The 26,480-nt window shown below is 65.4% G+C and carries 21 protein-coding genes; 6 read left to right on the plus strand and 15 right to left on the minus strand.

Annotation, left to right across the window (positions count from 1 at the left end):
- Together AC5RWX_RS18200 and AC5RWX_RS18205 are read right to left on the minus strand one after the other, a co-directional pair.
- Nucleotides 1–1,241, minus strand: a 1,241-nt coding sequence (locus AC5RWX_RS18200; RefSeq protein ID WP_494097734.1) for a beta-ketoacyl-[acyl-carrier-protein] synthase family protein, incomplete at its 3' end; no start/stop codon positions are given.
- 5 nt (nt 1,242–1,246) lie between these two features.
- Nucleotides 1,247–2,860: a peptide chain release factor 3 gene (locus AC5RWX_RS18205; protein WP_494097735.1), complete on the minus strand. Its 1,614-nt coding sequence runs from the start codon at nt 2,858–2,860 to the stop codon at nt 1,247–1,249.
- A 379-nt stretch (nt 2,861–3,239) separates the two neighbouring features.
- Here AC5RWX_RS18205 and AC5RWX_RS18210 point away from each other — a divergent pair, with 379 nt between their 5' ends.
- Together AC5RWX_RS18210 and disA are read left to right on the plus strand one after the other, a co-directional pair.
- Nucleotides 3,240–4,154 carry a DMT family transporter gene (locus tag AC5RWX_RS18210; RefSeq protein ID WP_494097736.1) on the plus strand — a complete coding sequence of 305 codons (915 nt, stop codon included), beginning with the start codon at nt 3,240–3,242 and terminating at the stop codon, nt 4,152–4,154.
- Between the two features lie 283 nt (nt 4,155–4,437).
- Nucleotides 4,438–5,514 carry a DNA integrity scanning diadenylate cyclase DisA gene (disA, locus tag AC5RWX_RS18215; RefSeq protein ID WP_163161345.1) on the plus strand — a complete coding sequence of 359 codons (1,077 nt, stop codon included), beginning with the start codon at nt 4,438–4,440 and terminating at the stop codon, nt 5,512–5,514.
- Between the two features lie 16 nt (nt 5,515–5,530).
- On the opposite strand, the gene AC5RWX_RS18220 is transcribed toward disA, so the two are convergent.
- Complete coding sequence (locus AC5RWX_RS18220) at nt 5,531–6,217, minus strand: hypothetical protein (protein ID WP_494097737.1); 687 nt, start codon at nt 6,215–6,217, stop codon at nt 5,531–5,533.
- Nucleotides 6,218–6,391: 174 nt separating this feature from the next.
- On the opposite strand from AC5RWX_RS18220, the gene AC5RWX_RS18225 reads away from it, so the two are divergent.
- Together AC5RWX_RS18225 and AC5RWX_RS18230 are read left to right on the plus strand one after the other, a co-directional pair.
- Nucleotides 6,392–7,312, plus strand: a complete 921-nt coding sequence (locus AC5RWX_RS18225) for an HhH-GPD family protein (protein WP_494097756.1) — start codon at nt 6,392–6,394, stop codon at nt 7,310–7,312.
- Nucleotides 7,313–7,553: 241 nt separating this feature from the next.
- Nucleotides 7,554–7,940, plus strand: a complete 387-nt coding sequence (locus tag AC5RWX_RS18230) for a hypothetical protein (protein ID WP_494097738.1) — start codon at nt 7,554–7,556, stop codon at nt 7,938–7,940.
- Here the strand turns inward: AC5RWX_RS18230 and AC5RWX_RS18235 are convergent.
- From AC5RWX_RS18235 to AC5RWX_RS18255, 5 genes are all read right to left on the minus strand, one after another.
- Nucleotides 7,937–8,113 carry a hypothetical protein gene (locus AC5RWX_RS18235; RefSeq protein ID WP_494097739.1) on the minus strand — a complete coding sequence of 59 codons (177 nt, stop codon included), beginning with the start codon at nt 8,111–8,113 and terminating at the stop codon, nt 7,937–7,939. The two genes, AC5RWX_RS18230 and AC5RWX_RS18235, sit on opposite strands and share 4 nt — an antisense overlap.
- Nucleotides 8,114–8,190: 77 nt before the next feature.
- On the minus strand, nt 8,191–8,886 hold the full coding sequence (gene dhaM, locus AC5RWX_RS18240) for a dihydroxyacetone kinase phosphoryl donor subunit DhaM (protein WP_494097740.1): 696 nt from the start codon (nt 8,884–8,886) through the stop codon (nt 8,191–8,193).
- Nucleotides 8,883–9,515, minus strand: a complete 633-nt coding sequence (gene dhaL, locus AC5RWX_RS18245; RefSeq protein ID WP_494097741.1) for a dihydroxyacetone kinase subunit DhaL — start codon at nt 9,513–9,515, stop codon at nt 8,883–8,885. Before dhaL ends, dhaM begins: the two co-directional genes overlap by 4 nt.
- Nucleotides 9,516–9,517: 2 nt before the next feature.
- The gene (gene dhaK, locus AC5RWX_RS18250) at nt 9,518–10,519 is read right to left on the minus strand and encodes a dihydroxyacetone kinase subunit DhaK (protein WP_494097742.1); all 1,002 of its coding nucleotides are present in this window, start codon (nt 10,517–10,519) and stop codon (nt 9,518–9,520) included.
- A 614-nt stretch (nt 10,520–11,133) separates the two neighbouring features.
- Nucleotides 11,134–11,643, minus strand: a complete 510-nt coding sequence (locus AC5RWX_RS18255; RefSeq protein WP_494097743.1) for an amino-acid N-acetyltransferase — start codon at nt 11,641–11,643, stop codon at nt 11,134–11,136.
- Between the two features lie 311 nt (nt 11,644–11,954).
- Here AC5RWX_RS18255 and AC5RWX_RS18260 point away from each other — a divergent pair, with 311 nt between their 5' ends.
- Nucleotides 11,955–12,290, plus strand: coding sequence for a hypothetical protein (locus AC5RWX_RS18260; protein ID WP_494097757.1), 336 nt, complete (start codon nt 11,955–11,957; stop codon nt 12,288–12,290).
- Between the two features lie 108 nt (nt 12,291–12,398).
- Here the strand turns inward: AC5RWX_RS18260 and AC5RWX_RS18265 are convergent, their stop codons facing one another.
- The 5 genes from AC5RWX_RS18265 to lysS all read right to left on the minus strand — a co-directional run bounded on the left by AC5RWX_RS18265 (nt 12,399) and on the right by lysS (nt 19,880).
- Nucleotides 12,399–14,522, minus strand: coding sequence for a S9 family peptidase (locus tag AC5RWX_RS18265; RefSeq protein ID WP_494097744.1), 2,124 nt, complete (start codon nt 14,520–14,522; stop codon nt 12,399–12,401).
- Between the two features lie 332 nt (nt 14,523–14,854).
- Entirely contained in the window at nt 14,855–17,347 is a 2,493-nt protein-coding gene (locus AC5RWX_RS18270) for an ATP-dependent Clp protease ATP-binding subunit (RefSeq protein WP_163161328.1), read from the minus strand.
- Between the two features lie 346 nt (nt 17,348–17,693).
- A complete protein-coding gene (locus AC5RWX_RS18275; RefSeq protein WP_494097745.1) occupies nt 17,694–18,029 on the minus strand; it encodes a histone-like nucleoid-structuring protein Lsr2 in 336 nt (111 codons plus the stop codon).
- Nucleotides 18,030–18,162: 133 nt separating this feature from the next.
- Entirely contained in the window at nt 18,163–18,339 is a 177-nt protein-coding gene (locus AC5RWX_RS18280) for a hypothetical protein (RefSeq protein ID WP_494097746.1), read from the minus strand.
- Between the two features lie 2 nt (nt 18,340–18,341).
- Nucleotides 18,342–19,880, minus strand: coding sequence for a lysine--tRNA ligase (gene lysS / locus AC5RWX_RS18285; protein WP_494097747.1), 1,539 nt, complete (start codon nt 19,878–19,880; stop codon nt 18,342–18,344).
- A 68-nt stretch (nt 19,881–19,948) separates the two neighbouring features.
- On the opposite strand from lysS, the gene AC5RWX_RS18290 reads away from it, so the two are divergent.
- Nucleotides 19,949–20,803, plus strand: a complete 855-nt coding sequence (locus AC5RWX_RS18290; RefSeq protein WP_494097748.1) for an alpha/beta fold hydrolase — start codon at nt 19,949–19,951, stop codon at nt 20,801–20,803.
- Here AC5RWX_RS18290 and atzF read toward each other — a convergent pair.
- Both atzF and uca read right to left on the minus strand, forming a co-directional pair.
- Entirely contained in the window at nt 20,800–22,662 is a 1,863-nt protein-coding gene (gene atzF, locus AC5RWX_RS18295; RefSeq protein ID WP_494097749.1) for an allophanate hydrolase, read from the minus strand. The genes AC5RWX_RS18290 and atzF overlap by 4 nt on opposite strands.
- Complete coding sequence (gene uca, locus AC5RWX_RS18300; protein WP_494097758.1) at nt 22,659–26,459, minus strand: urea carboxylase; 3,801 nt, start codon at nt 26,457–26,459, stop codon at nt 22,659–22,661. The genes atzF and uca overlap by 4 nt, the downstream gene beginning before the upstream one ends.
- Nucleotides 26,460–26,480: the final 21 nt, after the last annotated feature.

Below are 26,480 nucleotides of genomic sequence, written 5' to 3' on the forward strand. Positions count from 1 at the left end.
AGCGCATCGCTGTGCCCGCCGAAGCCGAAGGCGTTCACCAGGCCGGCCGGAGCGTTCTCCGGCTGAAGCTGGCGGACGTCTTCGGTTACGACGTTAAGGTCCACCTCAGGGTCCAGCTCTTCAACGTTGAGAGTCCCGGGCAGCATCCCGGTGCGCAGGGCTTCAAGAACCACCACGGCGGCGAGCGCACCGGCGCCGCCCAGCAGGTGGCCGGTGTGGCCCTTGGTGGAGGTGACCGGGACGCCGGGGCCGAAGATCGCTTTGATGGCTTGGCCCTCGAGCCGGTCCCCCACGGGTGTTGACGTGGCGTGGGCGTGCACAAACCCGATGTCCTGGGCCGTGAGGCCTGCCGATTCGAGTGCCTTCTGCATGACCCGCCGCTGCATGGCAGGGTCGGCTGCCACGATGTCATTGGCGTCCGACGTCACCGCTCCGCCTGCCATGGCTCCCAGCACCGCGGCGCCGCGGGCGCGGGCGTGTTCTTCACTCTCCAGCACCACCACGCCGGCACCCTCCGCGAGGACAAAGCCGTCACGGCCGCCGTCGAACGGCCGTGATGCACGCTGCGGGTCCCCCGCGCGGGTTGACAGCGCACGGATCTGGGAGAAGCCGGTGATGACGAGGTCGTTGATCGAGGCGTCGACTCCACCGGCAATAACGACGTCGGCTGCTCCGGAGCGGATCATCTCCGCTGCCTGGACAATCGCCTCTGCCCCGGAGGCACAGGCGCTCACCGGCGTCCGGGCACCGCCGCGGGCGCCGAGGTCGATGGAGACCCAGGCAGCCGGACCGTTGACCATAAGGCGCGTAAGGGTGTGCGGTGACACCTTGCGGGGGCCGGATTCGGCAAGGGTACGGTCCTGCTCCAGGGTGGAGCCCAGCCCGCCGTACGCAGAGCCGATCACGACGGCGAAGCGTTCGGGATCCACCTCAGGGGAGCCGGCCTGCTTCCAGGCTTCCCTGGCAGCGATGAGCGCCAGCTGCCCGCAGCGGTCCATGCGCTTCATCTCACGTGTGCTGAGATGCTCGGAGAGATCATTCGTGACCTGTCCCGCAATCTTGACTGGCAGCTGTTCCGCCCAGTCCTCCTCGAGCGGTGCAATGCCGGACTTTCCGGCCACCAGGGCCGACCAGGTTTCGGCTACAGACGAACCTAGCGGATTGATGGTGCCGGCACCCGTGATCAGCGCACGGGGTTGAACTGCGCCAGGTTGAACTGCGCCAGGTTGAACTGCGTTCACGGTTCCTACTTTGCGGGGTTGTGTGTACCGATGGGCACAAGGGTGAGGTCCGGATGATTTTTTTCGATCCGGCGGAGGGCCCAAACATCATTGAACAAGGCCAGGTACTCGCCGTCGGACCGCAGGAGCACCTCGGCGCCCGGTACGTTGGCGAGCGCCGGCATGGCATCCGCCGTCGAAATCCTGGCCAGCGAGTAAGGCAGGCGCTCCAGCCGCATGGGGGCGCTGAAGTCGTGAGCCATCCGGTCCTCCACCACTTCGAACTGCATGGGCCCGACGGCGGCAAGCACTGGCGCCTGGTCTCCGCGGACGTCGGAGCGGAGCACCTGGATCACGCCCTCGTGCTCGAGCTGCTCGATGCCACGGCGGAACTGCTTGAATTTGCTCGGGTCCTTGGAACGTGCAACCTGGAAGTGCTCCGGAGCGAACAGCGGGATCGCGGGGTATTCCACCGGGTCCTCGAGGAACAGGCTGTCCCCCACGCGCAGTGAGGACGCGTTGACCAGGCCCACCACGTCGCCGGGGTAGGCCTCGTCGATCACTTCGCGTTCGCGGCCGAACACCTGCTGCGCGTACTTGGTGGCAAAGGACTTGCCGGTGCGGGTCTGGGTGACCACCATCCCGCGCTCGAACACGCCGGAGCAGACGCGGATAAAGGCAACGTGGTCGCGGTGGGCCTTGTTCATGCCGGCCTGTACCTTGAAGACGAATCCGGAGAACGGCGATGCCACCGGACGCGGGGTGCCGTCCACGTCCGGCCGCGGGGCTGCCGGCGGGGCGAAGTCAACCAGCGCGTCCAGCAGTTCCTTGACGCCGAAGTTCAGCGCGGCGGAGCTGAACAGGATGGGGGTGGCCTTTCCGGCGTGGAAGCTTTCGACGTCGAACTCCAGGTTCGATTCAATCACCAGTCCTGCCTCGTCCACTGCGTCCGTCCAGTTGCTGCCCTGGCTCTCCGCCGCTTCCTCCGGGGTGAAGTACTTGGTGATGGCGATCTGCGCGCCGGCGTTGTTGCGCTGGAAGCGGGCGAAACGGTCGTTGCGGAGGTCCCAGACGCCGCGGAAGTCCCCGGAAATTCCCACCGCCCAGGTAAGGGGCATGGGCTGCAACCCCGTGCGTTCGGTGATCTCGTCCATCAGGGCCAGCGCGTCCAGGCCGGGCCGGTCCCATTTGTTGATGACGGTGATGATGGGCAGGTTCCGTTGCTTGCAGACCTCGAACAGTTTCATGGTCTGGGTTTCCAGGCCCTTGGCCGCGTCCACGAGCATCACAGCACAGTCGACGGCGGCGAGGACCCGGTAGGTGTCCTCGGAGAAGTCAGCGTGGCCGGGGGTGTCCAGGAGGTTGATGACGGTGTCCCGGTAGGAGAACTGCAGCGCCGCGGAGCTGATGGAGATGCCGCGGTCCTTTTCCATCTGCATCCAGTCCGAAACTGTTTCTTTGCGGTTGGCCTTGCCGCTGGAGGCGCCGGCGGTGCCGATCACCTTGGCGTGCAGGGCCAGCGCCTCAGTCAGCGTGGACTTGCCGGCATCGGGATGGGAAATGACGGCAAAGGTCCGACGCCGGCCCGCTTCTTTGTGAATCTCCGAGATCCGGGCGGGTGTGAGGACATCTTGGGACACGGTGCTACTTTCGCTGCGGTATGGGCTGCCCCTGGCATTGGACAGGCTGCAGGGGAGACGGGCTGGCGGACAGCCAAGTTCCAAGTTTATCGCAGCTTGGGGCTCCGCTGCGGGCCCTGCTTAACACCCGGGAAGTGTGCCGGGCAGCCGCAAGGGCTGTCTGCTGGGTCAAGCCCCCGTCAACGGCGCAACCGCGAAGCCGCAGGCCGTCGGTCACGGACGATGAAGCACTCCGCCTGGAGTCGCTCAGGAGTCATGCAGGATCCGCAGCGGATGCTGAGCAGGAAGGCTACCCTGAGAGAACCTGACTGTCAGGACTACGGCGGCACGTTGGATACCGCCGAGGTTTTGTCCACAACAGAGAACGGCAGGGCGGCCGATGGCAACCTCCCGGCGTGTCCCGCCGCTGGCGCTGGCCGCCTTCAGCGTGTCGGTCCTCCTGGGCGCGGCCAACTTCGTCGCGGTCCGGTTGAGTAACCAGGAACTGGCGCCGTTTTGGGGCGCGGCCCTGCGCTTTGGCCTGGCCGCAGCGCTGTTTGTCATATTTGCCCTCATCCTGCGCCTTCGCTGGCCGCGTGGCCGGCTCCTGGCCCTGACGGCTGCTTACGGCGCCCTAGCCTTCGCCATTCCGTATGCCTTGATGTACTGGGCACTGACGTTGGCCACTGCCGGTTCCGCTGCTGTTGTTATGGCCGGGGTCCCGTTGGCAACTCTGCTCCTGGCAGCGGCCCAGCGGCTTGAGCAATTGACAGTGCGGGCGCTGGCAGGCTCGGTGCTCGCCCTCTGCGGTATCGCATGGATGGTCCTTGCGTCACGCGGGATCAGCGCCCCGCCGGAAGCAGTGATTGCCATGCTCGGCGCTACCCTGTCCATCAGCCAGGGCATCATTTTGGGCAAGCGCCTGTCCGGCAACCACCCCGCGATGACCAACGCGGTAGCCATGCTCATCGCCGCAGGCCTGCTAGCCATCCTGTCCGCCTCGGCCGACGAAATATGGGTCCTGCCAGCCCAGCCCGATGTGACTGCGGCCCTGGTGTACTTGGTGGTTCCAGGATCAGTAGGTTTGTTCGTCCTGGTCCTCCTTGTGGTGCGAACCTGGACCTCGTCCGCGACCTCGTACATGTTCGTCCTGTTCCCCGTGGTCACCATGGTTCTGGCGGCGTTGCTCATCAACGAACCAGTAACGGTTCCGGCCGTCCTCGGTGCAGCCTTGGTGATGGCCGGCGTCTGGTTCGGAGCACTCGCCCGTCCTAACCCAGCGGCACCGCCTACATCACAAGCGAATCGAAACTAGACAGCCGCCACCCTGCTTGCCTTCCACTCGTCGGCTCAGTTGGCATGCCGGGCGGCGTTATATTTCACCAAAGTGCCTTGCCGCCACCCGCCGTCGGACGCGTTCCTGCCCCACTTCGTGAAGGGCACCCATGGGGCACTTTAGGGCTTGTCCGTGCGGAACTTGGTGTTTGTTACCCCTATCATTGAGCTTGCGGGAAATGAGTACTTTTTGATCCTGCCGGCCAAGCGGCAAAGCCGGCATTCCTGCGGGCGAACGTCCGCAACTGTGAAGGGAACACCTTATGGCGCGGAGCCCCGAAGAATCCCTGAGGGCAACTCTGGGCAGAGTGGCACCCGGAACTCCGCTCCGGGACGGCCTTGAGCGCATCCTCCGGGGCCGTACCGGCGCCCTGATCGTGCTGGGCTCGGACCGGACCATCGACTCCATCTGCTCCGGCGGCTTCGACATCGGGATCGATTTCTCCCCCACCCGCCTGCGCGAGCTTGCCAAGATGGACGGGGCAATCATCTGTGACAAGGACGCCGGCAATATCCTCCGCGCAGCAGTGCAGCTGGTCCCGGACTCCAGCATCGAAACCCAGGAGTCCGGTACCCGCCACCGCACGGCCGAGCGGGTGGCCATCCAGACCGGCGTGCCCGTCATCTCCGTCAGCCAGTCCATGCAGATCATTGCCCTGTACGTCAATGGCCTTCGGCACGTCCTGGAGGGTTCGGAGAAGGTCCTGGCGCGCGCCAACCAGGCACTGGCCACTCTGGAGCGCTACCGCTCCCGCCTGGACCAGGTCACCAGCTCGCTGTCCGCTTTGGAAATCGAAGCGATGGTGACCGTTCGGGATGTGGCCGTCACCCTGCAGCGGCAGGAAATGGTCCGCCGCATCTCAGAGGAAATCTCCCAGTACGTCCTGGAACTGGGCGAAGACGGCCGTCTCCTCTCCCTCCAGCTCGATGAGCTCACGGTGGGCCGCGGCCCCGGAAGCGATGTCATCATCCGCGACTACGCTTCGCCGAACGCTTCCCCCGAAGACATCGAAAAGGCCGTCAGCGCCCTGGTAAACCTGGGACCCACCGAGCTGATAGACCTCGGAAAAATTTCCGGAATTGTCGGCTTCGCGGGCGGCGAGGCAAACCTGGACGCCGTGGTGCAGCCCCGCGGTTACCGCCTTCTCTCGGGACTGAAGGCAGTTCCGAAAGCTGTCGCGGACCGCTTGGTGGACCACTTCGGCGGGCTGCAGTTCCTGATGGCAGCCACCATTGACGACCTCATGACCGTGGACGGTATCGGCGACCAGCGCGCCCGCACCGTGAGGGAAGGCCTGAGCCGGATGGCAGAAGCAAGCCTGCTGGACCGCTTCCTCTAGGAGCCTGGCAGGCTCGTCAGATCAGCTGGAAAACTGCCTTGGGGCTCGCCTTGGAGCCAAGTTTCGCCGTAAAGATGTAGTACGCCCCGCCGCCTCCGGGCTTGGCTTCCACGGACTGGCAGCCTTCAACGCTGCGGTTTCGTGACCACGGGAAGTTGGCGGTCTCGCTGGCACCGGGCGCGATGATTTTCACCAGGTCTTCGCTCTTTGCCTGGCAGTCCCGGGACGAGAAGATGCGGTCCGCGCCGCTCGTCACCAGGAACTCCATCTGCGACGTTCCGATATTGACCTCGCAGGGCATGGTGCCGCCGTTGGTCACCTTGAGGGTGAGCATCGGCTTTTCTTCCGGCCCGTAAGCGGCCTTGTCCGTAGAGGCGGAGACCGTCACGAGGTTTTGGTTGCAGGAAGGGGTGGCCGATGGCGTGGGTGTAGGCTCCGGAGCCGAGGCCGACGGCGACGGCTGGGTGGAGGGACTAACGGACGCTGTTGCCCCGGCACCGTCCGTGGACGACGCCTGTTCGGACTTGCCGCTCAAAGCCCCGGCCAGGGCGAAGCTTCCTGCAATCAGTGCGATCACCATCAGCAACGCCGCAGCCAAGAACAGCCGGCGCCTGCGGTATACAGCGGGACTCGGCTTGCGGACGGAGCTGGAACCGGATGTAGTCGCCCTGCCACGTGATGCTGAATTGCCTTGCCTGCCCATCCTTCTAGGCTAGAGAACGGGCGCTGATCTGCTCCGCCACCACGCCGCCGCCCGGCAAACGCTCTTGTCACATCACGTTTCCGGCCCTGCAGGCGGATCAATTACAGTGTTGGGATCGATACTCAAGCCGCTACCACCTTGCCTATCCCCGTTCCAGCCGGGGCGGAACTACAGATGCTGCACGGCCGGATTAACAGCTGGTTCGCGGAAATTGCCCGGGACCTCCCTTGGCGTAAACCTGAATGTTCTCCCTGGGGTGTGCTGGTCAGCGAAATCATGCTGCAGCAAACCCCCGTGGTCCGCGTGCTGCCCGTTTGGCTGGAGTGGATGAAGCGCTGGCCCACACCGGCGGGCCTCGCGGGTGAACCTGCGGGAGAGGCAGTTCGTTCCTGGGGCCGGCTGGGTTACCCGCGGCGGGCGCTGCGGCTGCACGCAGCAGCAGCGGCCATCGTCCAGGACCACGGCGGCAAGGTTCCGGACAACTACGCCGACCTGCTGGCTCTGCCCGGCGTGGGCAGTTATACGGCGTCGGCAGTGGCCGCCTTCGCCTACGGATGCCGTGAAACGGTGGTGGACACCAACATCAGGCGGGTCCACGCCAGGCTTGTTACCGGGGCCGCCCTTCCTGCCCCTGCGCTCACCGCGGCAGAAATGCGGCTCGCCGCCCAGCTCCTGCCGAACGACGACGGCACGTCGGTCCGCTGGAACGCTGCGGTGATGGAGTTGGGGGCGCTGATCTGCATAGCCCGCGCACCCAAGTGCGGCGACTGCCCGGTTAGGGACTCCTGTGCGTGGCGGGCAGCAGGCGAGCCGCCGCCGTCGTACGTGCCTAAGGGCCAGGCCTGGCACGGCACTGACCGCCAGGTCCGCGGAGCCGTGCTGGCCGTGCTGCGTGAGGCCGAGGCGCCGGTGCCGCCGGAGATGTTCCAGCGGGAGCCGGCCGACCTGGGCTTTGCGCCGGCAGGGATTGGCGTACCGCTGGGCGCCCTGCACAGGTTGAATTCTGCTCCTGAGCAGCTGGAACGGGCCCTCGCTGGCCTGCTTGCCGACGGCCTCGCGGAGCTGCACGGCGGCGGGTACCGGCTTCCCGCCTGAGCGCCCGCCCGGACACGGCGTTGCTGGTGCATCGGCATCTTCCCGCTGGCATGAGGGCGCCAGGATAACGATGTTTGCATCACTTCGCCGCTGGCGTCGGGGAGGCACCGCCCCGGCCGTACCCTGAAGTATGGGCAAGCCAGGGCTGCTTTTAGCGTTGATTACGACGGCGGGACTGGCCTCTGCGTGCGGACCCGGGTCGGGAGCGGTTCCCTGCCCGGCCATCGCACAAGCCACCGCCGTGTCAGTCACGGTTTCAGCCGGCTACGCACCGCAGGTGGCAGCGCTGCGCCTGAAGGCCTGCCAGGACGGCGAGTGCACCGAAGATCGCGTGGAACTCCACCCCGGCAGCGCCTCGATTGACCAGGGCTGCACCCCGGAAGGCTTCTGCTCTGCCACCGCTTTCCCCGACGGAACGAAATTCGCCAGCCTGTTCCTGCAAACCCTCACCGAATCAGCCATGTCGGTGACCGCATCCGCAACTGCCCCGGACGGATCCCCCCTGCCCGTGCAGGCCTTGGACTTCCGCCCCCGCGGCGACTACCTGTTTGGTGAGCAATGCGGCAGGTTCATTGCCGCATCGGTGCTGCTCGACGCCGATGGCCTGCACGAGCAGGACTGGCGCTAAAACAGCGCCGGCTGGCTGAAGCCCTGCTCCACCGCTTCTTCGTCAGCGAACTCCCCGGACGCTGACTCGGGCCGCCACTCGAAGCCCAGCTCCGCCAGGAGTTCCTCAACTGACAGCTGCCCCTCCAGCACTTCAATATCCGGGGAGTTGTCATCAAGGTGGAGCCGTTCCATGGCATCGAGCATATTCGCCGAAGCCTCTGCAGGGTGGGGAACACACCGGCCGGCCTTCATTCTCAAAGTCCACGCAGCTACTGCTCGCCGAAGCCTGCCTGCACCAGCCCGCCCACGTAGTTCACCGCGCGTTCCGCGTCCGCTCCCCATGCTTCCACGTGCAGCACGGAACCCTTGCCCGCCGCCAGCGTCATGAGCGCGGTCATGGAGGCACCGTCAACCCCGTTGACCTGCACTTCGGCATCCAGCGATGACAAGCCGCCGGCGATTTTCGCGGCGGGCCGGGCGTGCATACCGGCCTGGTTGACGAGCTCGAAGTCCCCCGTGTAATCGGGACCGGAACCGGTGACAGAGCCTTCCCCGACCTCCTGCAGCCCCGGGCTCCCGGCCTGCGGCGCGGGCCCGCCCACGGCTTCCGCCGCCCGTTTCACCGCCTCCACGTCACCGCCGCCCTGTGCAGCCACGGCGGCAGCCACGAGCCCCTCTACCAGGGGCGCGTCCGCCAGCACTATGGCCGACTCGTTCTCCGCGAATTCCAGTGCGGATTCCGCAGTCATTACGGCGGAACCAAGGTCAGTGAGGATTACCGCTCCGTCACCGCTGGCCACTTTGTCCAGCGCCGCCAGAACCTTTTCCAGGCTGGTACCGATACGGCCGTCCATGGTGCCCCCTGCCGGCAGAAGCACAACGTCCGGCGCCATCTGCGCGGCGAGCTCCACGGCGCCGTCGGCGATCTTTTCGCTGTGGGAGACCACCACGATGCTGACGGTCACGCAGCCGCCTTCACGGCCGCGCGGAGAATCAGTGCACTGGAGGCAGCTCCGGGGTCGCGGTGCCCGGCGCTTCGCTCCCCGAGGTAGCTTGCGCGTCCCTTCCGGGCTATCAGCGGATCGGTTGCCACGGCTCCGGCTTCGGCGGCCTCTGCTGCCGCGACCAGAACAGTCAAGGCATCCGGGCTGCTGTTTGCGGCAGCCTGACTGGCTGCCTCTGCCGCCGGTGTCCAGGCATCAACCATGGTTTTGTCCCCTGGTTCCGCCTTTCCGCGGGCCACGATCCCGTCCCGCGCGGCAGTCAGGGCACCTGCCCAGGCGGCAGGAGCGATTTCCGGGGAGTCCCCGAGGGACGTCGCCGCCCGCAGGAATGCCGTTCCGTAGAGCGGACCGGCGGCCCCGCCCACTTTGGACATCAGGGTCATTGCCGTGAGTTTCAGGGCGGCTCCGGGCGTTTCGGGCGGGGATTCGGACAGCTTGTCCAGGACAGCCTGGAAGCCGCGGTCCATGTTTTCGCCGTGATCAGAATCCCCGATGGCGCGGTCCAGCTCGATCAGCTCCACCCTGTGCTCCGCCATCGCCTGCGCGCAAAGGGTCAGCCACTTCACCGTCCAGTTGACGTCCAGGACCACAGCTACACGCCCCAGCGCAGTGCTGCCGTATGCACCGGCGCGTCCCACAGTTCGGTCAATTCGTCGTCCAGGCGCAGCACCGAGATGGAGCAACCCTGCATCTCGAGGGCGGTGATGTAGTTCCCCACCAGGGACCGCTCGACGGCGGCCCCCCTGTCCGCCAGCACTTGCGCGGCCCGCCGGTAAACAATGTACAGCTCACTCAGGGGGGTTCCGCCCATTCCGTTAACGAACAGCAGCACTTTGTCCCCGGAGCTGATTCCCAGGTCGGCGAGCACCGGCCCCAACAGGCGGTCCGTGATGCCATCAGCATTTTCCATGGGGATACGGTGCCTGCCCGGCTCACCGTGGATTCCGATGCCGATCTCGATTTCATCCTCGGCCAGATCGAAGCTGGGTGAGCCGGCGTGGGGTACCGTGCAGGCGCTCAACGCAACGCCCATGGTGCGGACGTTGCTGTTGACCCGTTCGCCGATGGCAGCCACAACGTCCAGGCCGTCGCCGCGCTCGGCGGCGGCTCCGGCGATCTTTTCCACCAACACCGTCCCGCCCACTCCGCGCCGGCCTGCCGTATACAGCGAATCCTCCACGGCAACGTCATCGTTGACCAGGACCGTGCGGACGTTGACCCCTTCCGCTTCGGCGAGTTCGGCCGCCGTTTCAAAGTTCAGGACGTCGCCGGTGTAGTTCTTGACGATATGCACGACGCCGGCACCAGAGTCAACGGCGAGCGTCGCCGGGAGGATTTGGTCCGGCGTGGGCGAGGTGAACACCGCCCCCGGCACGGCGGCGTCGAGCATGCCACGCCCTACGAAGCCGGCGTGGAGCGGCTCATGGCCGCTGCCGCCGCCCGAGACGAGGCCTACTTTCCCGCTGACCGGCGCGTCCTTGCGCGTGATGAAGGCGGGATCTGCGCTGACGGTGACGAGGTCTGCATGTGCCTGGCCGAAGCCCTGCACAGATTCGTCAACTACCGACTTCGGATCATTGATGAGCTTTTTCATGGTACTCCTGGTCTGCTTCCTGGAGGATGACAATCCCGACCCTACTACCGGCCGGCGGGGCGGCGGTAGGGTTCCCGACCTGCGGATACAGAAAAGGGACAGCCCCCCAATGACTGTCCCTTTCCCTGGGCCCCCTCCCGGCCTTAGTCAGTTTATCCATCAAATCGAGTAAAAGAAAGTGCTGGTCAGGCGATGTTCGCACTAATTCAGCGGGCGTCGGGACCGCGGCGTGGCGGAACAGGTTCTTGGGGTCCAGCTCCGCTCCGGAGGCGCGCCCCCCACCGATTCCGGCCATGCTGTGGCTGCCAGCTCGGGCGAGGACACGTGGCCGTGCGGGTTACTGCGGTTCCGCCCGTGCCGTAGGTCTGAGCGCGGCGCGCGCCGCGTCGGTGGCCGCTGGAACCAGGTGGGCGGCCGGCGGGGCCATGATGCCTACCGTGAAGAACGAAAGGCCTGCGCCCCACCCGTGCGATGCGCTCCTCCGGTCAATGGATAGCTCCCGCATACAGCATGTGCTGACGAGAAGGCCGTCCGTAATGGCGCTGGCCAAAAAACATCCAAAATGACGTGCTGGGAAGCGCATTTGTCCCCAACCTCCCGCTGGACGATTCCGGTCAGAGGAACTTGATCATGCGGGTGTTTCCGAGGGTATTGGGCTTCACTCTCGCGAGGTCCAGGAACTCCGCCACACCTTCGTCATGGGAACGGAGCAACTCCGAATACACCACGGGATCCACGGCTGACTGGTCTGCCATCACTTCGAAGCCGTGACGCTTGAAAAAGTCCACCTCGAAGGTAAGGCAGAACACACGGGCAACACCCAGGCCACGCGCTTCCTCAAGCAGGCTCTCCACCAGCACATGGCCCACGCCCTTTCCCCGCCAGTCCTCGGAAGCAGCCAGGGTCCGCACCTCAGCAAGGTCTTCCCACATGACATGGAGCGCCCCGCAGCCAATGACCTCTCCGTCCGAGGACTCGGCGATCCGGAACTCCTGCAGGCTCTCGTAGTAGGCCACCGTCTCCTTGGCCATCAGTATCCGTTGCTCTGCCAGCGGCGCCACCAATCTCTTGATGGCAGAAACATCGCCAGTACGCGCAGGACGGATATGGAAGGAGTCAGTCACAGAGCAATCCTAGTTCGACGACACTCTCCTCATTGCGTTGAGGCGCCTTCCTGCTTGTTGCGCTGTGTCACTGGGACTCTTCATGGTCGATCGATGTTTGGATCCGGTGCTTTGCTTTTGCGGCAACCCTGTTCGCACTAAAAGCGATCCCGTCACGCGTCTTTGGTTAATCGGAGTTCTGGTTCGCACTCATAAAAGTTGCTGCCGTGATTTGGGCTGATTGCCCTGGGCGGCGCACCACTTTTCGGCTTTCATTCCCCTGCTGAAAGCGGCTACCGTTCCCGGGCGAAAACCCCGATCCGCCGCAGGGTCTGTTCCCCCATGGAATTACCGGCGTGCTCATCACCGCGTTTGCTGGTTTTTACGCTATTTCCGGTTCAGAACTCACTGGCGTGGCCGCAGGCGAAACCGCCAACCCCTGCAGTCAATATTCCGAAGGCGTGCGCACCACCGTTATTCGCCTGCTGATTTTCTTCGTTGGGGCCATTACGGTGATTGCCTGCACCGTTCCCAATGAGGAAACCTCGCTCAAGGCAAGCCCCTTTGTCACCGACTTCCCACAGCTGGGCATTCCTACGCCTACTTCCACCTCAAATACGGCCGCCACCAGATCAAACAAAAGATGGGCGCCCCCAAACTCTCAATAAATTGCCTGGTCAGATCGGGAAGGCCGGGACATGTATGCAGCGTGCTGAGGGCCCACGCTGACGGGATTCCCTGCCCCTGCCTTCCCGCCGGACTTCAGCCGAAGAGAACTAGAGCCCCAACTCAACCGGGAGAGGCACATCCTGGTCCAGGACGTTCCGGGCCAGGAAGTGCTCCACGACGCCGTACCAAACCTTGGCGTGCTGGGGCTGGAGGACCCAGTGGTTCTCATCGGGGAAGTACAGGAACCGGTGCGGGGTGCGGCCGTCCTGATCCGCCGCGAGCTGCGATCTGGACAGCAGCTCGTACCAGAGACGCAGGCCTTCCCCAATGGGTACGCGGTAATCCTTGTCGCCATGGATTACCAGCATGGGAGTGCTGATCTTTTCGACATGACGATGCGGTGAGTTCTCCAGCGCCATTTCTTCAGTCATTTCCTTCAGCCAGTACTGCGAGGCGTCCGTGGTGGGGCCGAACTGGTCCAGCGCCCAAAGGCTTGCATGGGTCACTATCGCCTTGAAACGATCCGTCTGCCCCGCAACCCAGTTGGCCATGTAGCCACCGAAGGAACCGCCCATCGCTGCCATGCGGTCCGCGTCAATATCAGGGCGGTTGACGGCGGCATCAGTCACGGCCATGAGGTCGGTAAACGGGCCTTTACCCCATTCGCCCCAGCCCCGCTGGATGTAGTTCTGGCCATAGCCGGTGGAGAGGGCCGGATCCGGCAGGAGCACCGCGTACCCCTTCGCTGTCAGCAGCCAGGGGTTCCAGCGCCAGGTCCAGGCGTTCCAGGACCCCAGCGGTCCGCCATGAATCCACAGCAGCATCGGCGCCGGGGAGCCCGCAGACGCACCCTCAGGCAGCGCAAGGTAGGCCGGGACGCGGGAGCCATCCGCCGCCATCGCCGCAATCCGTTCCAGCCTGCCGGGGCGGCTGGGACGTTCCGCCGGTGCCGGCAACCGGGTGGTCTCACTGGTTAGCAGGTCGATGCGCACGGCCTCCGGCGGGAATTCATAGGAACTGCGCAGGGCGTACGCGCTGCGCCCCTCAGGCGAAACCACGACGTCGGTGTAGGCGGCCGCGTCCTGGGTAATCCGTGTGACGCTCACTTCAGCGGCAGACGCCTGGACACTGATCCGGAAAACCGGCGATGCGCCGTCGTCGTCCGCGGTGACCAGGAGGGCGGAACCGTCTGGCAACCATGCTGCCGGCTTGCCCCAGCGGTCCCAGCCGTGGGCCAGGGGTGTCAGCTGCCCAGTGCCGGAGGTGGAAGCGCCGGAGACATCCAGGAGGTGCAGCTTTACCTGTGGTGCCTCGCGTGGAGTGGTGTCGCTCTCGCTCACCACCACCAGGGTGTTGCCGTCCGGGCTGACCGGGCCGGGGTAGTAACTCATGCCCTCACGGTCCAGGAGCACCGTGGTATTGCCGGAGGCCACGTCAACGGCCACCAGGACGGAGCGGCTGTCCGCCTTGGCGAGCGGTTTGGTGTAGCTCGCGTAAATGGTCCGGCCGTCGGGGCTGACAGCAATTTCCGCCTCCCGCAGCCGCGAACCTGCATCCGGTGTGAGGTTCCGGAGGCTCAACGGCGCAGTGGTGTCCACAGTGCCGGGTTTGCCGGGGTCCCTTTCTTTTCCGGGCTCGACGGCGAAGATCCGCGGCTGGCCGGGCCCGAGGTCCGCGTCCCAGTAACGCACCGGATACTCGCTGTGCAGGATGGCGGAGACTTTATTGTCCTTGCGCGACTTCCGCCGCTCGGCGTCGTCATCTTCATCGGCCGAGCCTGCCAAGACCTCCGCTACAGCGAACGTCGCGTCCGCTGCTGTGGCTGTCCTCACAGCACCGACGCCGCCGGGACGGTTAAGCACCACCCGGGCTTCGCCGCCGTCTGCGGGAAGGAGCCACAGGGCATTGACGGGGTCGCCTTCGGGGCTGGCTGGGTCGGGCCGGGCTGAGGTGAAGTAGACGTCACCGTTGGCTGCGAACGCCGCTCCGGCCTCGCCCTTGGCGCTGCGCGTGATGCGGCGCGCCTGCTTCTGCCCTGCAGGATCGAGCTCCCACAGGGCGGTGCCAAATTCGGTTCCCTTGCCGTTAAGGGTGGCCACGGTTGTAACCAGCCGCCGGCCGTCAGGGCTCATCACCAGCCCACTTACCCGCGGTATGGAGAGGTAATGGTCCAGGTCATGGAAAGGGGTCAAAGGTTGCTCGTCCGGGATCGCCGGGTTCAGGTTAGCCATGCCCCGATTCAACCCGACTATGTCCCACATCACAAAGGCCGACGGTGACGCTCACCGTGCCCGATCGACGCGAAGCACTGATGCTGCTGCGGGCACCGGACAGGGCGCGGCTGGGTACCAATGGGCAAGAGGTGCCGGTCATCAGGGATTTATGTAGGCGCCGTCAAAGCGAGGAACGAGCAGGCGCCGGGATATCTCTGATGGCCGTCAGCGGACGTAACCACGGCATGGACTCCAGCCCGGTGGCAGCCGGACGGGACCTTTTCGACGGGAGGGGCAAAGCGGAAGGCCCCGCCTGCTCTTGTGGAGCGGGCGGGGCCTTTCGGTAGTTCTTAGACGCTCGGAGCGATTTCCGGGATGCGCGGCTTGGCGTTGCCGGCGAACGTGAATTTGGCGTCGTCGCCGTCGCCTTCCACGTCCACTACGACAATGTCGCCGGCGTGGATCTCGCCGAACAGGATCTTCTCCGAGAGCTGGTCCTCGATCTCGCGCTGGATGGTGCGCCGCAGCGGCCGGGCACCCATGGCGGGGTCGTAACCGCGGGTTGCGAGGAGCACCTTGGCGGCGGGCGTGAGCTCGATGCCCATGTCCTTGTCCTTGAGGCGCTTCTCCAGCCGGGTGACAAAGAGGTCCACGATCTCGATGATCTCGTCCTGGGTGAGCTGCGGGAACACCACAACGTCATCCACACGGTTCAGGAACTCTGGGCGGAAGTGCTGCTTGAGCTCTTCAGTGACACGGGCACGCATCCGGTTGTAGCCGGTCTGCGTATCGGTGCCGGACTGGAAGCCGGTGGCAACACTCTTGGAGATGTCCCGGGTACCGAGGTTGGTGGTCATGATGATCACGGTGTTCTTGAAGTCCACCACACGGCCCTGGGAGTCGGTCAGGCGGCCGTCTTCGAGGATCTGCAGGAGCGAGTTGAAGAGGTCCGCGTGGGCCTTCTCCACTTCGTCGAACAGCACCACGGAGAAGGGACGACGCCGGACCTTCTCGGTCAGCTGGCCGCCCTCCTCGTAGCCTACGTAGCCCGGAGGAGCACCGAAGAGCCGCGAGACGGTGTGCTTCTCGGAGTACTCGGACATGTCCAGGGTGATGAGGGCGTCCTCTTCACCGAACAGGAACTCCGCGAGTGCCTTGGCGAGCTCGGTCTTGCCGACGCCGGTGGGGCCGGCGAAGATGAACGAGCCGCCCGGGCGCTTGGGGTCCTTGAGCCCAGCACGGGTCCGGCGGATTGCCTGGGACAGCGCCTTGATGGCTTCGTTCTGGCCCACAACGCGCTTGTGCAGTTCGTCTTCCATCTTCAGCAGTCGCGAGGATTCTTCCTCGGTCAGCTTGAACACGGGGATACCGGTGGAGTTGGCCAGCACCTCGGCGATGAGATCCTCATCCACCTCGGAGATGTCATCCATGCCGCCGGACTTCCAGTGGCGTTCCTTCTCTGCGCGCTCGGTGATCATCTTCTGCTCCTTGTCACGGAGCGAAGCTGCACCTTCGAAGTCCTGCGCGTCAATCGCGGACTCCTTTTCCATTTTCAGCTTGGCGATGCGTTCGTCCATGGCCTTGAGCTCGGGCGGAGCGGTCATGCGGCGGATGCGCAGCCGTGCGCCGGCTTCGTCGATCAGGTCGATCGCCTTGTCCGGGAGGAAGCGGTCCGAGATGTAGCGCTCGGCGAGGCTGGCGGCGGAGGCCAGTGCGCCGTCGGTAATGGTGACCCGGTGGTGCGCCTCGTAGCGGTCACGCAGGCCCTTGAGGATCTCGATGGCGTGCGCCACGGAGGGTTCCTTGACCTGGATCGGCTGGAAGCGGCGCTCCAGGGCGGCATCCTTCTCGATGTGCTTGCGGTACTCGTCCAGCGTGGTGGCACCAATGGTCTGCAGTTCGCCGCGGGCCAGCATGGGCTTCAGGATGGACGCAGCATCGATGGCACCTTCGGCGGCACCGGCACCCACGAGGGTGTGGATCTCGTCGATGAAGAGGATGATGTCACCGCGGGTGCGGATTTCCTTGAGGACCTTCTTCAGGCGCTCTTCGAAGTCACCACGGTAACGGGAGCCTGCCACCAGGGACCCGAGGTCCAGGGTGTACAGCTGCTTGTCCCGAATGGTCTCCGGGACGTCGCCGCGCACAATCGCCTGGGCCAAGCCCTCGACGACGGCCGTCTTACCGACGCCCGGCTCACCGATCAGCACAGGGTTGTTCTTGGTGCGGCGGGAGAGGACCTGCATGACGCGTTCCATCTCCTGCTCGCGTCCGATGACCGGGTCCAGCTTGTTCTCGCGGGCAGCCTGGGTCAGGTTGCGGCCGAACTGGTCCAGGACAACAGATCCCGCCGGGGCACCTTCAGGCTGGCCCGAGCCGACGCCGGCGCCGGTGGTTTCCTTGCCTTGGTAGCCCGACAGGAGCTGGATGACCTGCTGGCGGACCCGGTTGAGGTCGGCGCCGAGCTTGACCAGCACCTGGGCCGCAACACCCTCACCCTCGCGGATGAGGCCCAGCAGGATATGCTCCGTGCCGATGTAGTTGTGGCCCAGCTGGAGGGCTTCGCGGAGCGAGAGCTCCAGCACCTTCTTGGCGCGGGGGGTGAAGGGGATATGTCCGGACGGCGCCTGCTGGCCCTGTCCGATGATCTCCTGCACCTGCTCGCGAACGCCGTCGAGCGAAATGCTCAAGGACTCAAGAGCTTTGGCGGCAACACCCTCACCCTCATGGATCAGACCCAAGAGGATGTGTTCGGTACCGATGTAATTGTGGTTCAGCATGCGTGCCTCTTCTTGGGCAAGCACAACTACGCGACGGGCACGGTCCGTAAATCGCTCAAACATTTCGCCACACTCCTAGCTACGACGTACTTTGATGCTACGTGGCTGACCCAGACTTGTGGAGCGTGTTCGCCACGGGGGAAACCGCGCCCGGACCGGGAATAACAGAAAACGCCACTTCGGTGCACCATCGGCACCTTCCGCCAAGCCGGTAAGAGCCCATCCAGCAGCCGTATCCGTGGCAGCCGCGGGCTTGCTCTGCAACCCTTCGCCATGCCCGCAGTCGGCACTGGACATCCCGGCCGCGCCGGAGTGGTTCCGGGCAGAGCCCCGCGTTCCAGGTTCAGAAACTGCAAAAGCCCTGCCTCCCGGAGCGGGATGCAGGGCTTTTTGCGGACTGGCGCCCTAATTAGGAATTGGCCTTTTGGTAGGCTTCCTGGATTTCGGCCTGAATTCGGCCTCGGCTGTTAACGGTATAGCCGTTTTCCCGCGCCCATTGCCGAATCTGTGCTGAATCGTGACTGCGGCCTCCGCCGGACGTTTTGGTCCGGGCAGCCCGGCCGCTGCTGCCGGAAGCCTTACGGGCGGCGCCTATAAACCGTTCCAATGAGGAACGGAGCTCAGCGGCATTGGCCGCCGACAGATCAATCTCGTAGTTGACCCCGTCAAGGCCAAACTTAACATTCTCGTCTGCGGATCCCCCATCCAAATCATCAACGAGGATGATGTTTACTTTCTGTGCCATTTAAAGTCTTCCTCTTGGAAAGGGTTCGGTTTTCAGAAAAGCAGGATGTTTCCCTTAAAGTATGACTCTTTTTATAGCAACGCGTCAAAGCGCAAAATGGTTCCTGGGGATAATAGGGGGAAAGCTGAGGGATTTATCTATTCGATTCCGAATCCGGCCGGTCCACCGGCGCCGATCGTGCTTCGGCTTCTGCCTGAGCCTGTGCCTCTGCCTGCCGTTCGGATTTGTCCGCATTAAAGATTGACTTCATGGCAAACCAGAAGAGCAGGCCCACCACCAGCGAGGGCAGGAGTACAGCTACGTATTCCATAATTAGTGTCCTTCGGGCTTCAGCAGCGGGAAGAGGATGGTTTCGCGGATGCCGGCACCGGTGAAAAGCATCACCAGGCGGTCAATTCCGAGGCCGATGCCGCCCATCGGCGGCGCGCCGTATTCGAGGGCGCGCAGGAAGTCTTCGTCCAGCTGCATGGCCTCATCGTCGCCGGCGGCGGCATGGCGTGACTGCTCAGTGAGCCGCTCCCGCTGGATGACCGGGTCGATGAGCTCGGAGAAGGCGGTGCCGCGCTCCATGCCACCAATAATCAGGTCCCAAGCTTCGATCAGCCGGCCGTCCTCCCGGTGCGGGCGGGCCAGCGGCTGGGCAGAGGGCGGGTAGTCATACACGAATGTGGGGTTCAGCAGGGTGGGCTCGACGATTTCCCCAAACAGTTCCACGGCCAACTTCTCGGCGTCCCACTTGGGGTCAACCTTGACTTCATGCTTTTCGGCGATTGCGTGCAATACCTCCAGCGAAGTCTCCGGCGTTACTTCTTGGCCAACGGCGTCGGACAGGCCCGGGTAGACGGAAACCCATGCCCAGTCGCCGTCGAGGTTGATTTCCCCTGCTTCGGTTTGCAGGACGCGGCCGGCACCCACGGCATCGGCGGCGTCGAGGATGATCTCCTTGATGCGCTGCGCCATAACGAACTGGTCCGCCCACGACTCGTAGCACTCAAGGGTAGTGAATTCCGGGCTGTGGGTTGAGTCCACGCCCTCGTTGCGGAACACGCGGCCCATGTCATAGACCCGGTCGATGCCACCCACCACGGCGCGCTTGAGGTAAAGCTCGGTGGCGATGCGCAGGGTCATCTTCTGGTCGAAGGCGTTCATGTGGGTCTCGAACGGGCGCGCCAGCGCACCGCCGTGGACCAGCTGCAGGATGGGGGTTTCTACTTCGACGTAGTTGTGGCGGAAGAGTGTCTCGCGGATGGAGCGCGTGATGGCCGCACGGGTGTAAACCATCTCTCGGGCTTCGTCGCGGACCATTAGGTCCACGTAGCGCTGGCGGACGCGCGTTTCCTCGTTCAGCTCCGCGTGGAGTACCGGCAACGGGCGGAGCGCCTTGGAGGCCATGGACCAGGACTCGGCCATAACAGAGAGCTCGCCGCGGCGGGAAGAGATGACCTCGCCCTTGATGAACACGTGGTCGCCGAGGTCGACCAGCGCCTTCCAGTCCGCAAGCGCTTCCTCGCCTACGTTGGCTAGGCTGAGCATTGCCTGCAGGCGAGTGCCCTTGCCGTCCGTGCCGCCCTCCTGAAGGGTGGCGAAGCACAGCTTTCCGGTGTTGCGCACGAACACCACGCGGCCGGTGACGCCGACGACGTCGCCCGTGGTGTCGTCCGCTTGGAGGTGGGCGTACTTTTCGCGGATCTCTGAGAGCGAATGCGTCCGCTCCACACCCACCGGGTACGCCTCGGCGCCGCGCTCGATCAGTTTGGCGCGCTTCTCCATGCGGATCCGCATCTGCTCGCTGGCATCGAGCGGCTCTGGGGAGTTCTTGGGCGAGGGGGTGTTTTGGGAAGTCACAATCATCAAGTTTACCGGGAGTTGGGCTGGCCCGGCTTCGCAGGCGGCAGTGTGCTCCCGCCTAGGATGGGGTGGTGAAAGAACAGGTCCTTCCAACGCACGACGGCGGCCGCCTGGCCTTATACAGTTACGGCACCGAGCATGCGCCGGGAGAACGCCGGGTGCTCCTGATCGGCGGCGCATTCCTGACTGCCCTGATTTACCGGCCGTTTTCGGTCGCGCTGGCCGAGGGCCTGGGTGAAGGCTGGGCCGTGGACGTCTACGACCGCCGTGGTCGCGGAAGCTCCTCCGAGCAACCGGACGGCTATTCCATGGCCACGGAGATTGCCGACGTCCGTACCGTCCTGGAGGCAACCGGGGCGAGGAACATCCTGGGTCACAGCCTGGGCGGCTCGGTCGCCCTGAACGCCGTGCAGGAGTTCACCGGAACCTCCTACGTCCCGGACAAGCTGGCGGTGTACGACGCTGCCGTCAATATCGATGGCAGCATTGACACCTCCTGGTTGTCCGGGTTCGAAGACGCCGTGGACAGCGGTAAGGTGGGCCACGCCCTTGCGCACATGAAGAAGGCCACCAGCCCCGGGTCGGCGATGGCAAGGATCCCCGAGCCCGTGCTCGCCGGACTGATGGCCTTGTTGTCCCGGACGAAGGTAAACAGGATGTTCCGCGAGGTGATGCCCAGCGGCGTTGGGGAACTGCGGGCCGCCTACATAGAGGCGGACCACGCCAGGGATTTCAGTGTGTTGCCTGCGAACACCCATTTTATGGCCGGCGGCAAGAGCCCCAGCTACTATAAGGAAACGGCTCAGCGGTTGCACGCGTCCGTCCCCGGCAGCACCTACGAGCTCTCCCCCAAAGGTTTCCACGGTTCCATTCCCGCTGCAGTGAACGAACTGGTCTCCGACATCTCCGCCTACTTCAAGAGCTAGGCACCACGGCGGAATCCTGCCAGCGCCGCGCCGCCCAGGTTCTGCCACACGCTCCGCGCCTCCTGCTGCTCTTCTCCGCCTCCCGGCCCAGTCCGGTCTGCCAGCCAATCGCCATAGCGGGTGATGTCTTCCCCGCCTGCAACCGCGACAGCATCACAGGCAAACCCGACGGCCTTGGAACCGTCCGAAAGTTCTATTGACCCGAGCAGCATGGGTTCCGGGAGGGAAGCCAGGAAAGAGCCCAGCGCCGCTTCGGACAGCAGCCACCGTTCAGCCACCAGCTCCGCGCCACCGTCGTCCGAGCGGTACACCCCCGGTTTGGGCGGCACGGTGTCCAGGGACACCATGCGGTAGCGGGCCGCGGTTCGCACCGGGCCGTCCCAGGCAGCACCGAGTTCCTCCAGTTGCGGCGCCAGCGGTTGCCCTTTGCGGTGCGCACCCACTACTACCAGCGGTACAGCGACGGCTCCGGCAGCTACCGGCCAGGGGACTGACGACGCCGCCGGGCGGGCAGACTGCGCGGCTGCCGGTGCCGCTCCCCCGGCGAAGAGTGCCGGAACGGCCGGGGTTGCCTCCAGCAGGCGCGCGATGTCGGCGGCAACGGCATCCTCGAAGGTCCTGCCCACCACGGTCACCCCGAACTGGGCGCCATCCACGCCACCGGCGGGCACAGCCACCGCGCACAGGTCGAACAGGTTGCAGAAGTTCGTGTAGGTGCCCATCAGGGAGTTCACGCCGACCGGGTCAGCCGCCACCTCCGCCAGGGTGGGGTGCAAGGGGACGGTGGGGATCAACAGGGCGTCGAACCCTTCCAGCCGTGCCATCGCCTTTTCCTTCAGTTCTTCCAGCTTGGCGGTGTCGTTGACGTAGCGGTGGGCGGGCACCGTGCCCGCTGCCCGGATGATTCGTTCAACTGTGGGGTCGGTGCCTGCCTGCCCGTCCGCATCGGCGCCGGCTGTTTCAAGAAAATTGCCGACGGCGGCATAGCGCTCGGCTACCAGCGCGCCGTCGTACAGCAGCCGGGCGGCCTCAAGGAAGGCATCACATTCGATGGCTTCCGTGTCCAGCCCCAGATCCCGCAGCCGGTTGATGTTCCGGTGGAATTCAGCCGCCCAGGCCTTTGGCAGTCCCGGCAGGGTTGCCGGGTACGCTATCCGCGGTTTTTCCGGCGCGGCCAGCCGGATGTCCGCCGGCCATGCCCGGGCTCCTCCCGCCATGACGCCCATGGCGAGCTCTGCCGTAGACAGGTGGCGGGCGAAGATGGTGACCGCGTCCCAGGACCGGCAGGCCGGCACGACCCCGGCCGTGGAGACGACGTGCAGCGTCGGTTTGATGCCCACGATTCCCTGCAGCCCTGCGGGCACGCGGCCTGATCCTGCCGTGTCGGTTCCAACGGCGATATCCACCAGCCCCAGGGCCACGGCGACCGCGGAGCCGGAGCTGGAGCCGCCGGAGATAAAGTCCGGGCGGCGGGAATCCCGGACCGCACCATGCGGGCTTCGGGTTCCTACAAGGCCTGTCGCAAACTGGTCGAGGTTGGTGGCCCCCAAAACCAGGGCGCCGGCGGCACGGAGGCGGGCCACTGCTTCGGCGTCCTTTTCGGGTTGGTAGGCAAATCCTGGGCAGGCTGCCGTCGTGGGGATCCCGGCGACGTCAACGTTGTTCTTGACGGCGAGCAGGAGCCCGGCGAGCGGCAGGTCCGCGCCACCGGCAGCGGCCGTGTCAATGGCAGCAGCTTCGGCCAGCAGTTCGTCCGCGTTACGGAGGGCGATCCAGATCTCGGGGCGGTCCACTGCGTCCAATGCGGTGAGGGCGGCCTGGACCCGCCTGGTGGCAGCGCCGATGGTTGCTTTGCTCATACTGCTGCCTCTTCCAGTTTTGATGCTTCCAGCTCCTGTGTTTCCCGGGCCGCGCCCGGAGCTACGGGCTCGGTTTCGGCATCCAACCCGCCGAGGACTACCACCGCTTCGCCCGCAACCACCTGCGAGCCCGCAGTTGGCAGGACCTGCAGCACTATGCCGTTGCACGGCGCTTCGAGTACGGTTTCCATCTTCATGGCCTCCAGGGACACCAGCGGCTGACCCTGCACCACCCGGTCCCCGGCCGCTACGTCAACTTTCCACACGCTGGCAGCGAACGGTGCGGAGACAAGGGATCCGCCCTCGGGAACGACTACTTCATCTGCCACCGGTGATATGACGGCGGCAAGCGCGTCCGCGCGGTCGAACTCCCCGGCGTCCGCCCAAGCCTGCCGCTCCACCGCGAACGCCGCGCCCTGCTTCTCCCGGAACGACGTGATGGACTCCCGGTTTTCCTCGAGGAACACCTCGTGTTCAGCCAGCGAGAACGTACCGTCCTCGATTTCCACGCCGCGGCCCCTGCCGACGGCCATGTCCGCCCGCAGGTCCAGCAATTCCTCGGGGCTGACCGGGTACCAGGAGATGCGGTCGAAGAAGCGGAGCAACCACGGCGAGCCCGGCTCAAACGGGGCGGAGTCCGCGTAGCGCGACCAGACCTGCGTGGTGCGGCCTACGAACTGGTAACCGCCGGGCCCTTCCATGCCGTAGATACACATGTATGCGCCGCCGATGCCCACCGCGTTCTCCGGTGTCCAGGTGCGGGCCGGGTTGTATTTGGTGGTGACCAGTCGGTGGCGTGGATCCAGTGGGGTTGCCACCGGGGCGCCAAGGTAGACGTCGCCGAGCCCGAGGACCAGGTATTCGGCGTTGTAGACGGTGTCGAACACCTCGTTGACGGAGTCCAGGCCATTGATCCGCCGGATGAATTCGATGTTCCAGGGGCACCAGGGGGCGTCATCGCGGACACCTGCCATGTAGCGTTCGATCGCCTCACGGGTGGCGGGATCGTCCCAGGAGAGCGGCAGCCGGACGGTGCGGCTGGGAACTACCAGCTCCGAGCTCGCCGGCAACGCGGCTTCAACTTCCTGGACGAGGTCCAGCAGGCGCTTCGTGGACAGGACGGATGGATCCACCTTGATCTGCAGAGACCGGATCCCGGGGGTGAGGTCCACGATTCCCGGCACGCGGAGCTGCTCGAGGTGCTGGTGCAGCGCATGCACCCTGGCCCGGAGCCCAAGGTCCAGGACCATGGCCCCGTACTCGACCAGCAGATTGTCGTCCCCAGAGCGGCGGTAGGTAACCGCGGGCCTGCCGGAAGCTTCCGGCACACGGCCCAGCACGCCGTCGTCGCCATCTCCCCGCGCAGTGCGGCTGGCAGATGCCGACGCGCGGGCGCCTGCTGCCGCGAGCTGGGAGATGTTCGCGGACCAGCCGGCGTCGCCCGGCAGCACCAGCTGCCGGCCCGGTCCCAGATCCTTGGCCGACGGCGCCTGGCTCACTGGAATGGGTACGAACCGGACTTTGTCGCCGGGCCGAAGCTGGCCGAGCTTCCAGCGGTCCGCGGTCACTACGGTGACCGGGCAAACGAACCCGCCCAGGCTGGGCCCGTCGGGACCGAGCAGGATGGGTGTGTCCCCGGTAAAGTCCAGGGCCCCCACGGAATACGCGGTGTCGTGGATGTTGGACGGGTGCAGGCCAGCCTCGCCGCCGTCGGTCCGGGCCCAGCGCGGCTTGGGGCCGATAAGCCGCACACCGGTGCGGGCAGAGTTGAAGTGGACCTCGTATTCAGAGGCGTAAAGCTCCTCGATGTCCTTGCGCTGGAAGAACTCCGGTGCGCCGTGCGGCCCTTCCGCCACGGTCAGTTCCCAAGCTGAGGTCAGCGCAGGCCTGCTGTCCAGCGGTACGGCTGCCACCGGCGCTTCTTGCCCGGCACCATCCGCGGCTTCGGAGACGGCCGGGGCCACTGCGCGGAGCACGTCGCTTGCGCGGAGGACGCGCCCGGCGTGGCCGCCGAACTGCCCGAGGGTGAAGGTGGAGGCGCTGCCCAGGTATTGCGGGATGTCCAGGCCGCCTTGGAACAGGATGTAGCCGCGGAGCCCGTTGCCGCCGGCGGTCCCGACGTCGAGCGTTCCGCCCCCAGGGACCGTGACAGGTGCCCAGGTGGGCACCTCGGTCCCATCAACTGTCACTGTTACATCGGCACCAGTCACGCAGACAGTGGTGCGGTGCGTGAAGGTCAGGCTGGGGCCGGTCATGGTGAATTCCAGGCCGGGAGCACCCTCCGGATTGCCGAGGGCGGTGTTGCCGAGCCGGAACGACAGGTCGTCCATCGGACCGCTGGGCGGTACGCCGATCTGCCACAGACCTGTCCTGCCCGGCCAGTCCTGCACGGTTGTCTGCAGGCCCGGGCGGCCCACGGTGATGCGCGGTTCCGGGTCCCCCACGTTGTCCAGCGTGCTCGTGGAGTGTTGTACGGAACGGACCACGTCCAGCCCGGTCGCGGCGCGGAGCATGCCGAGGTTGGTCTCGATACCGTCGATGCGGGTGCCGGCGAGCGCCGCGGCCAGCCGGTCAAGAGCTTCGGCACGGTCCGCCCCGGCGGTGATGATTTTGCCTAGGAGCGGATCGTAGTTGGTGGAAACCTCGGTCCCGGTTTCGGCCCAGGCATCCACGCGGACATCCTCGGAGGCAGGGTAGACGGCGTTGGTTACGGTGCCGGCGCTGGGCTGGAAGCCGCGGGCGGGGTCCTCGGCGTAGACGCGCGCTTCCACGGCGTGGCCCGAAACCGGCAGGCTGTCCGGTACTTCCGCGAGGACCGTTTTGGCCCCGCTGCCGCCCTGGGCCAGGCGGAGCATCCACTCCACCAGGTCCACGCCGGTGACGGCCTCGGTGACAGGGTGCTCTACCTGGAGCCGGGCGTTGACCTCGAGGAAGGAGGCCTCGCGGCGGACGGAATCGTAGACGAATTCCACGGTTCCGGCGGAGCGGTAGTTAAGGGACGAGCAAAGGGCTCGGGAGCTGCGGTGAAGTTCCTCGCGCAACTCCTCCGGGAGGTCCGGTGCGGGCGCCTCCTCGAGGACCTTCTGGTGGCGGCGCTGGAGGGAGCAGTCCCGGTCGCCGAGGCTGACTACGCGGCCTTCGCCGTCGCCGAAAACCTGGACCTCGACGTGCCGGGCGTTTTCGACGTAACGCTCAGCGAATACTCCGGCAGTGCCAAAGCTGGCGCCGGCCAGGCGGGCCACGCGCGGAAAGCTTTCCACAAGTTCAGCCTCCGTGCGGCAGACCGTCATGCCGATTCCGCCGCCACCTCCAGTGGCTTTGAGCATCAGAGGGAAGCCAATTGCAGCGGCTGCCGCAACGGCGTCGTCCACGTCTGCCAGCAGCCCGGACCCGGCGATCATGGGCACTCCTGCGGCCCGCGCAGCATCCCTGGCAGTGTGCTTGGTGCCGAAGATGCGCAACTGTTCGGCGGTGGGTCCCACAAAAACCAGGCCCGCGGCCTCGACTGCCTCGGCGAAGGCGGCGTCCTCGGACAGGAAGCCGTAGCCGGGGTGGATGGCGCCGGCACCGGTGGCCCTGGCCGCTTCCAGCAGTGCATCCACGCGGAGGTAGGACTCCTTCGCGGGTGCAGGCCCGAGGAGCACTGCTTCGTCCGCCAGCCGGACGTGCTTGGCACCCCGGTCGGCTTCGGAGAACACGGCAACCGTCCGGAGTCCCAGCTTGCGGGCGGACTCGATGATGCGGCAAGCGATTTCGCCGCGGTTGGCGATCAGGAGGGTGTCAAAGCGGTTCTGCATCCCGAAGGTGTCCATCTTGTC

It is taken from the genome of Arthrobacter sp. SPT-J7 (genome assembly GCF_059089965.1).

What these genes read in the sequence shown, in the direction of transcription:
- AC5RWX_RS18210 (WP_494097736.1), top strand. Translation starts at nt 3,240, where the DNA reads ATGGCAACCTCCCGGCGTGTCCCGCCGCTGGCGCTGGCCGCCTTCAGC.
- disA (WP_163161345.1), top strand. Translation starts at nt 4,438, where the DNA reads ATGGCGCGGAGCCCCGAAGAATCCCTGAGGGCAACTCTGGGCAGAGTG.
- AC5RWX_RS18220 (WP_494097737.1), bottom strand. Translation starts at nt 6,217, where the DNA reads ATGGGCAGGCAAGGCAATTCAGCATCACGTGGCAGGGCGACTACATCC.
- AC5RWX_RS18225 (WP_494097756.1), top strand. Translation starts at nt 6,392, where the DNA reads ATGCTGCACGGCCGGATTAACAGCTGGTTCGCGGAAATTGCCCGGGAC.
- AC5RWX_RS18235 (WP_494097739.1), bottom strand. Translation starts at nt 8,113, where the DNA reads ATGGAACGGCTCCACCTTGATGACAACTCCCCGGATATTGAAGTGCTG.
- dhaK (WP_494097742.1), bottom strand. Translation starts at nt 10,519, where the DNA reads ATGAAAAAGCTCATCAATGATCCGAAGTCGGTAGTTGACGAATCTGTG.
- AC5RWX_RS18265 (WP_494097744.1), bottom strand. Translation starts at nt 14,522, where the DNA reads ATGGCTAACCTGAACCCGGCGATCCCGGACGAGCAACCTTTGACCCCT.
- AC5RWX_RS18270 (WP_163161328.1), bottom strand. Translation starts at nt 17,347, where the DNA reads ATGTTTGAGCGATTTACGGACCGTGCCCGTCGCGTAGTTGTGCTTGCC.
- AC5RWX_RS18275 (WP_494097745.1), bottom strand. Translation starts at nt 18,029, where the DNA reads ATGGCACAGAAAGTAAACATCATCCTCGTTGATGATTTGGATGGGGGA.
- AC5RWX_RS18280 (WP_494097746.1), bottom strand. Translation starts at nt 18,339, where the DNA reads ATGGAATACGTAGCTGTACTCCTGCCCTCGCTGGTGGTGGGCCTGCTC.
- lysS (WP_494097747.1), bottom strand. Translation starts at nt 19,880, where the DNA reads ATGATTGTGACTTCCCAAAACACCCCCTCGCCCAAGAACTCCCCAGAG.
- atzF (WP_494097749.1), bottom strand. Translation starts at nt 22,662, where the DNA reads ATGAGCAAAGCAACCATCGGCGCTGCCACCAGGCGGGTCCAGGCCGCC.
- uca (WP_494097758.1), bottom strand. Translation starts at nt 26,459, where the DNA reads ATGCAGAACCGCTTTGACACCCTCCTGATCGCCAACCGCGGCGAAATC.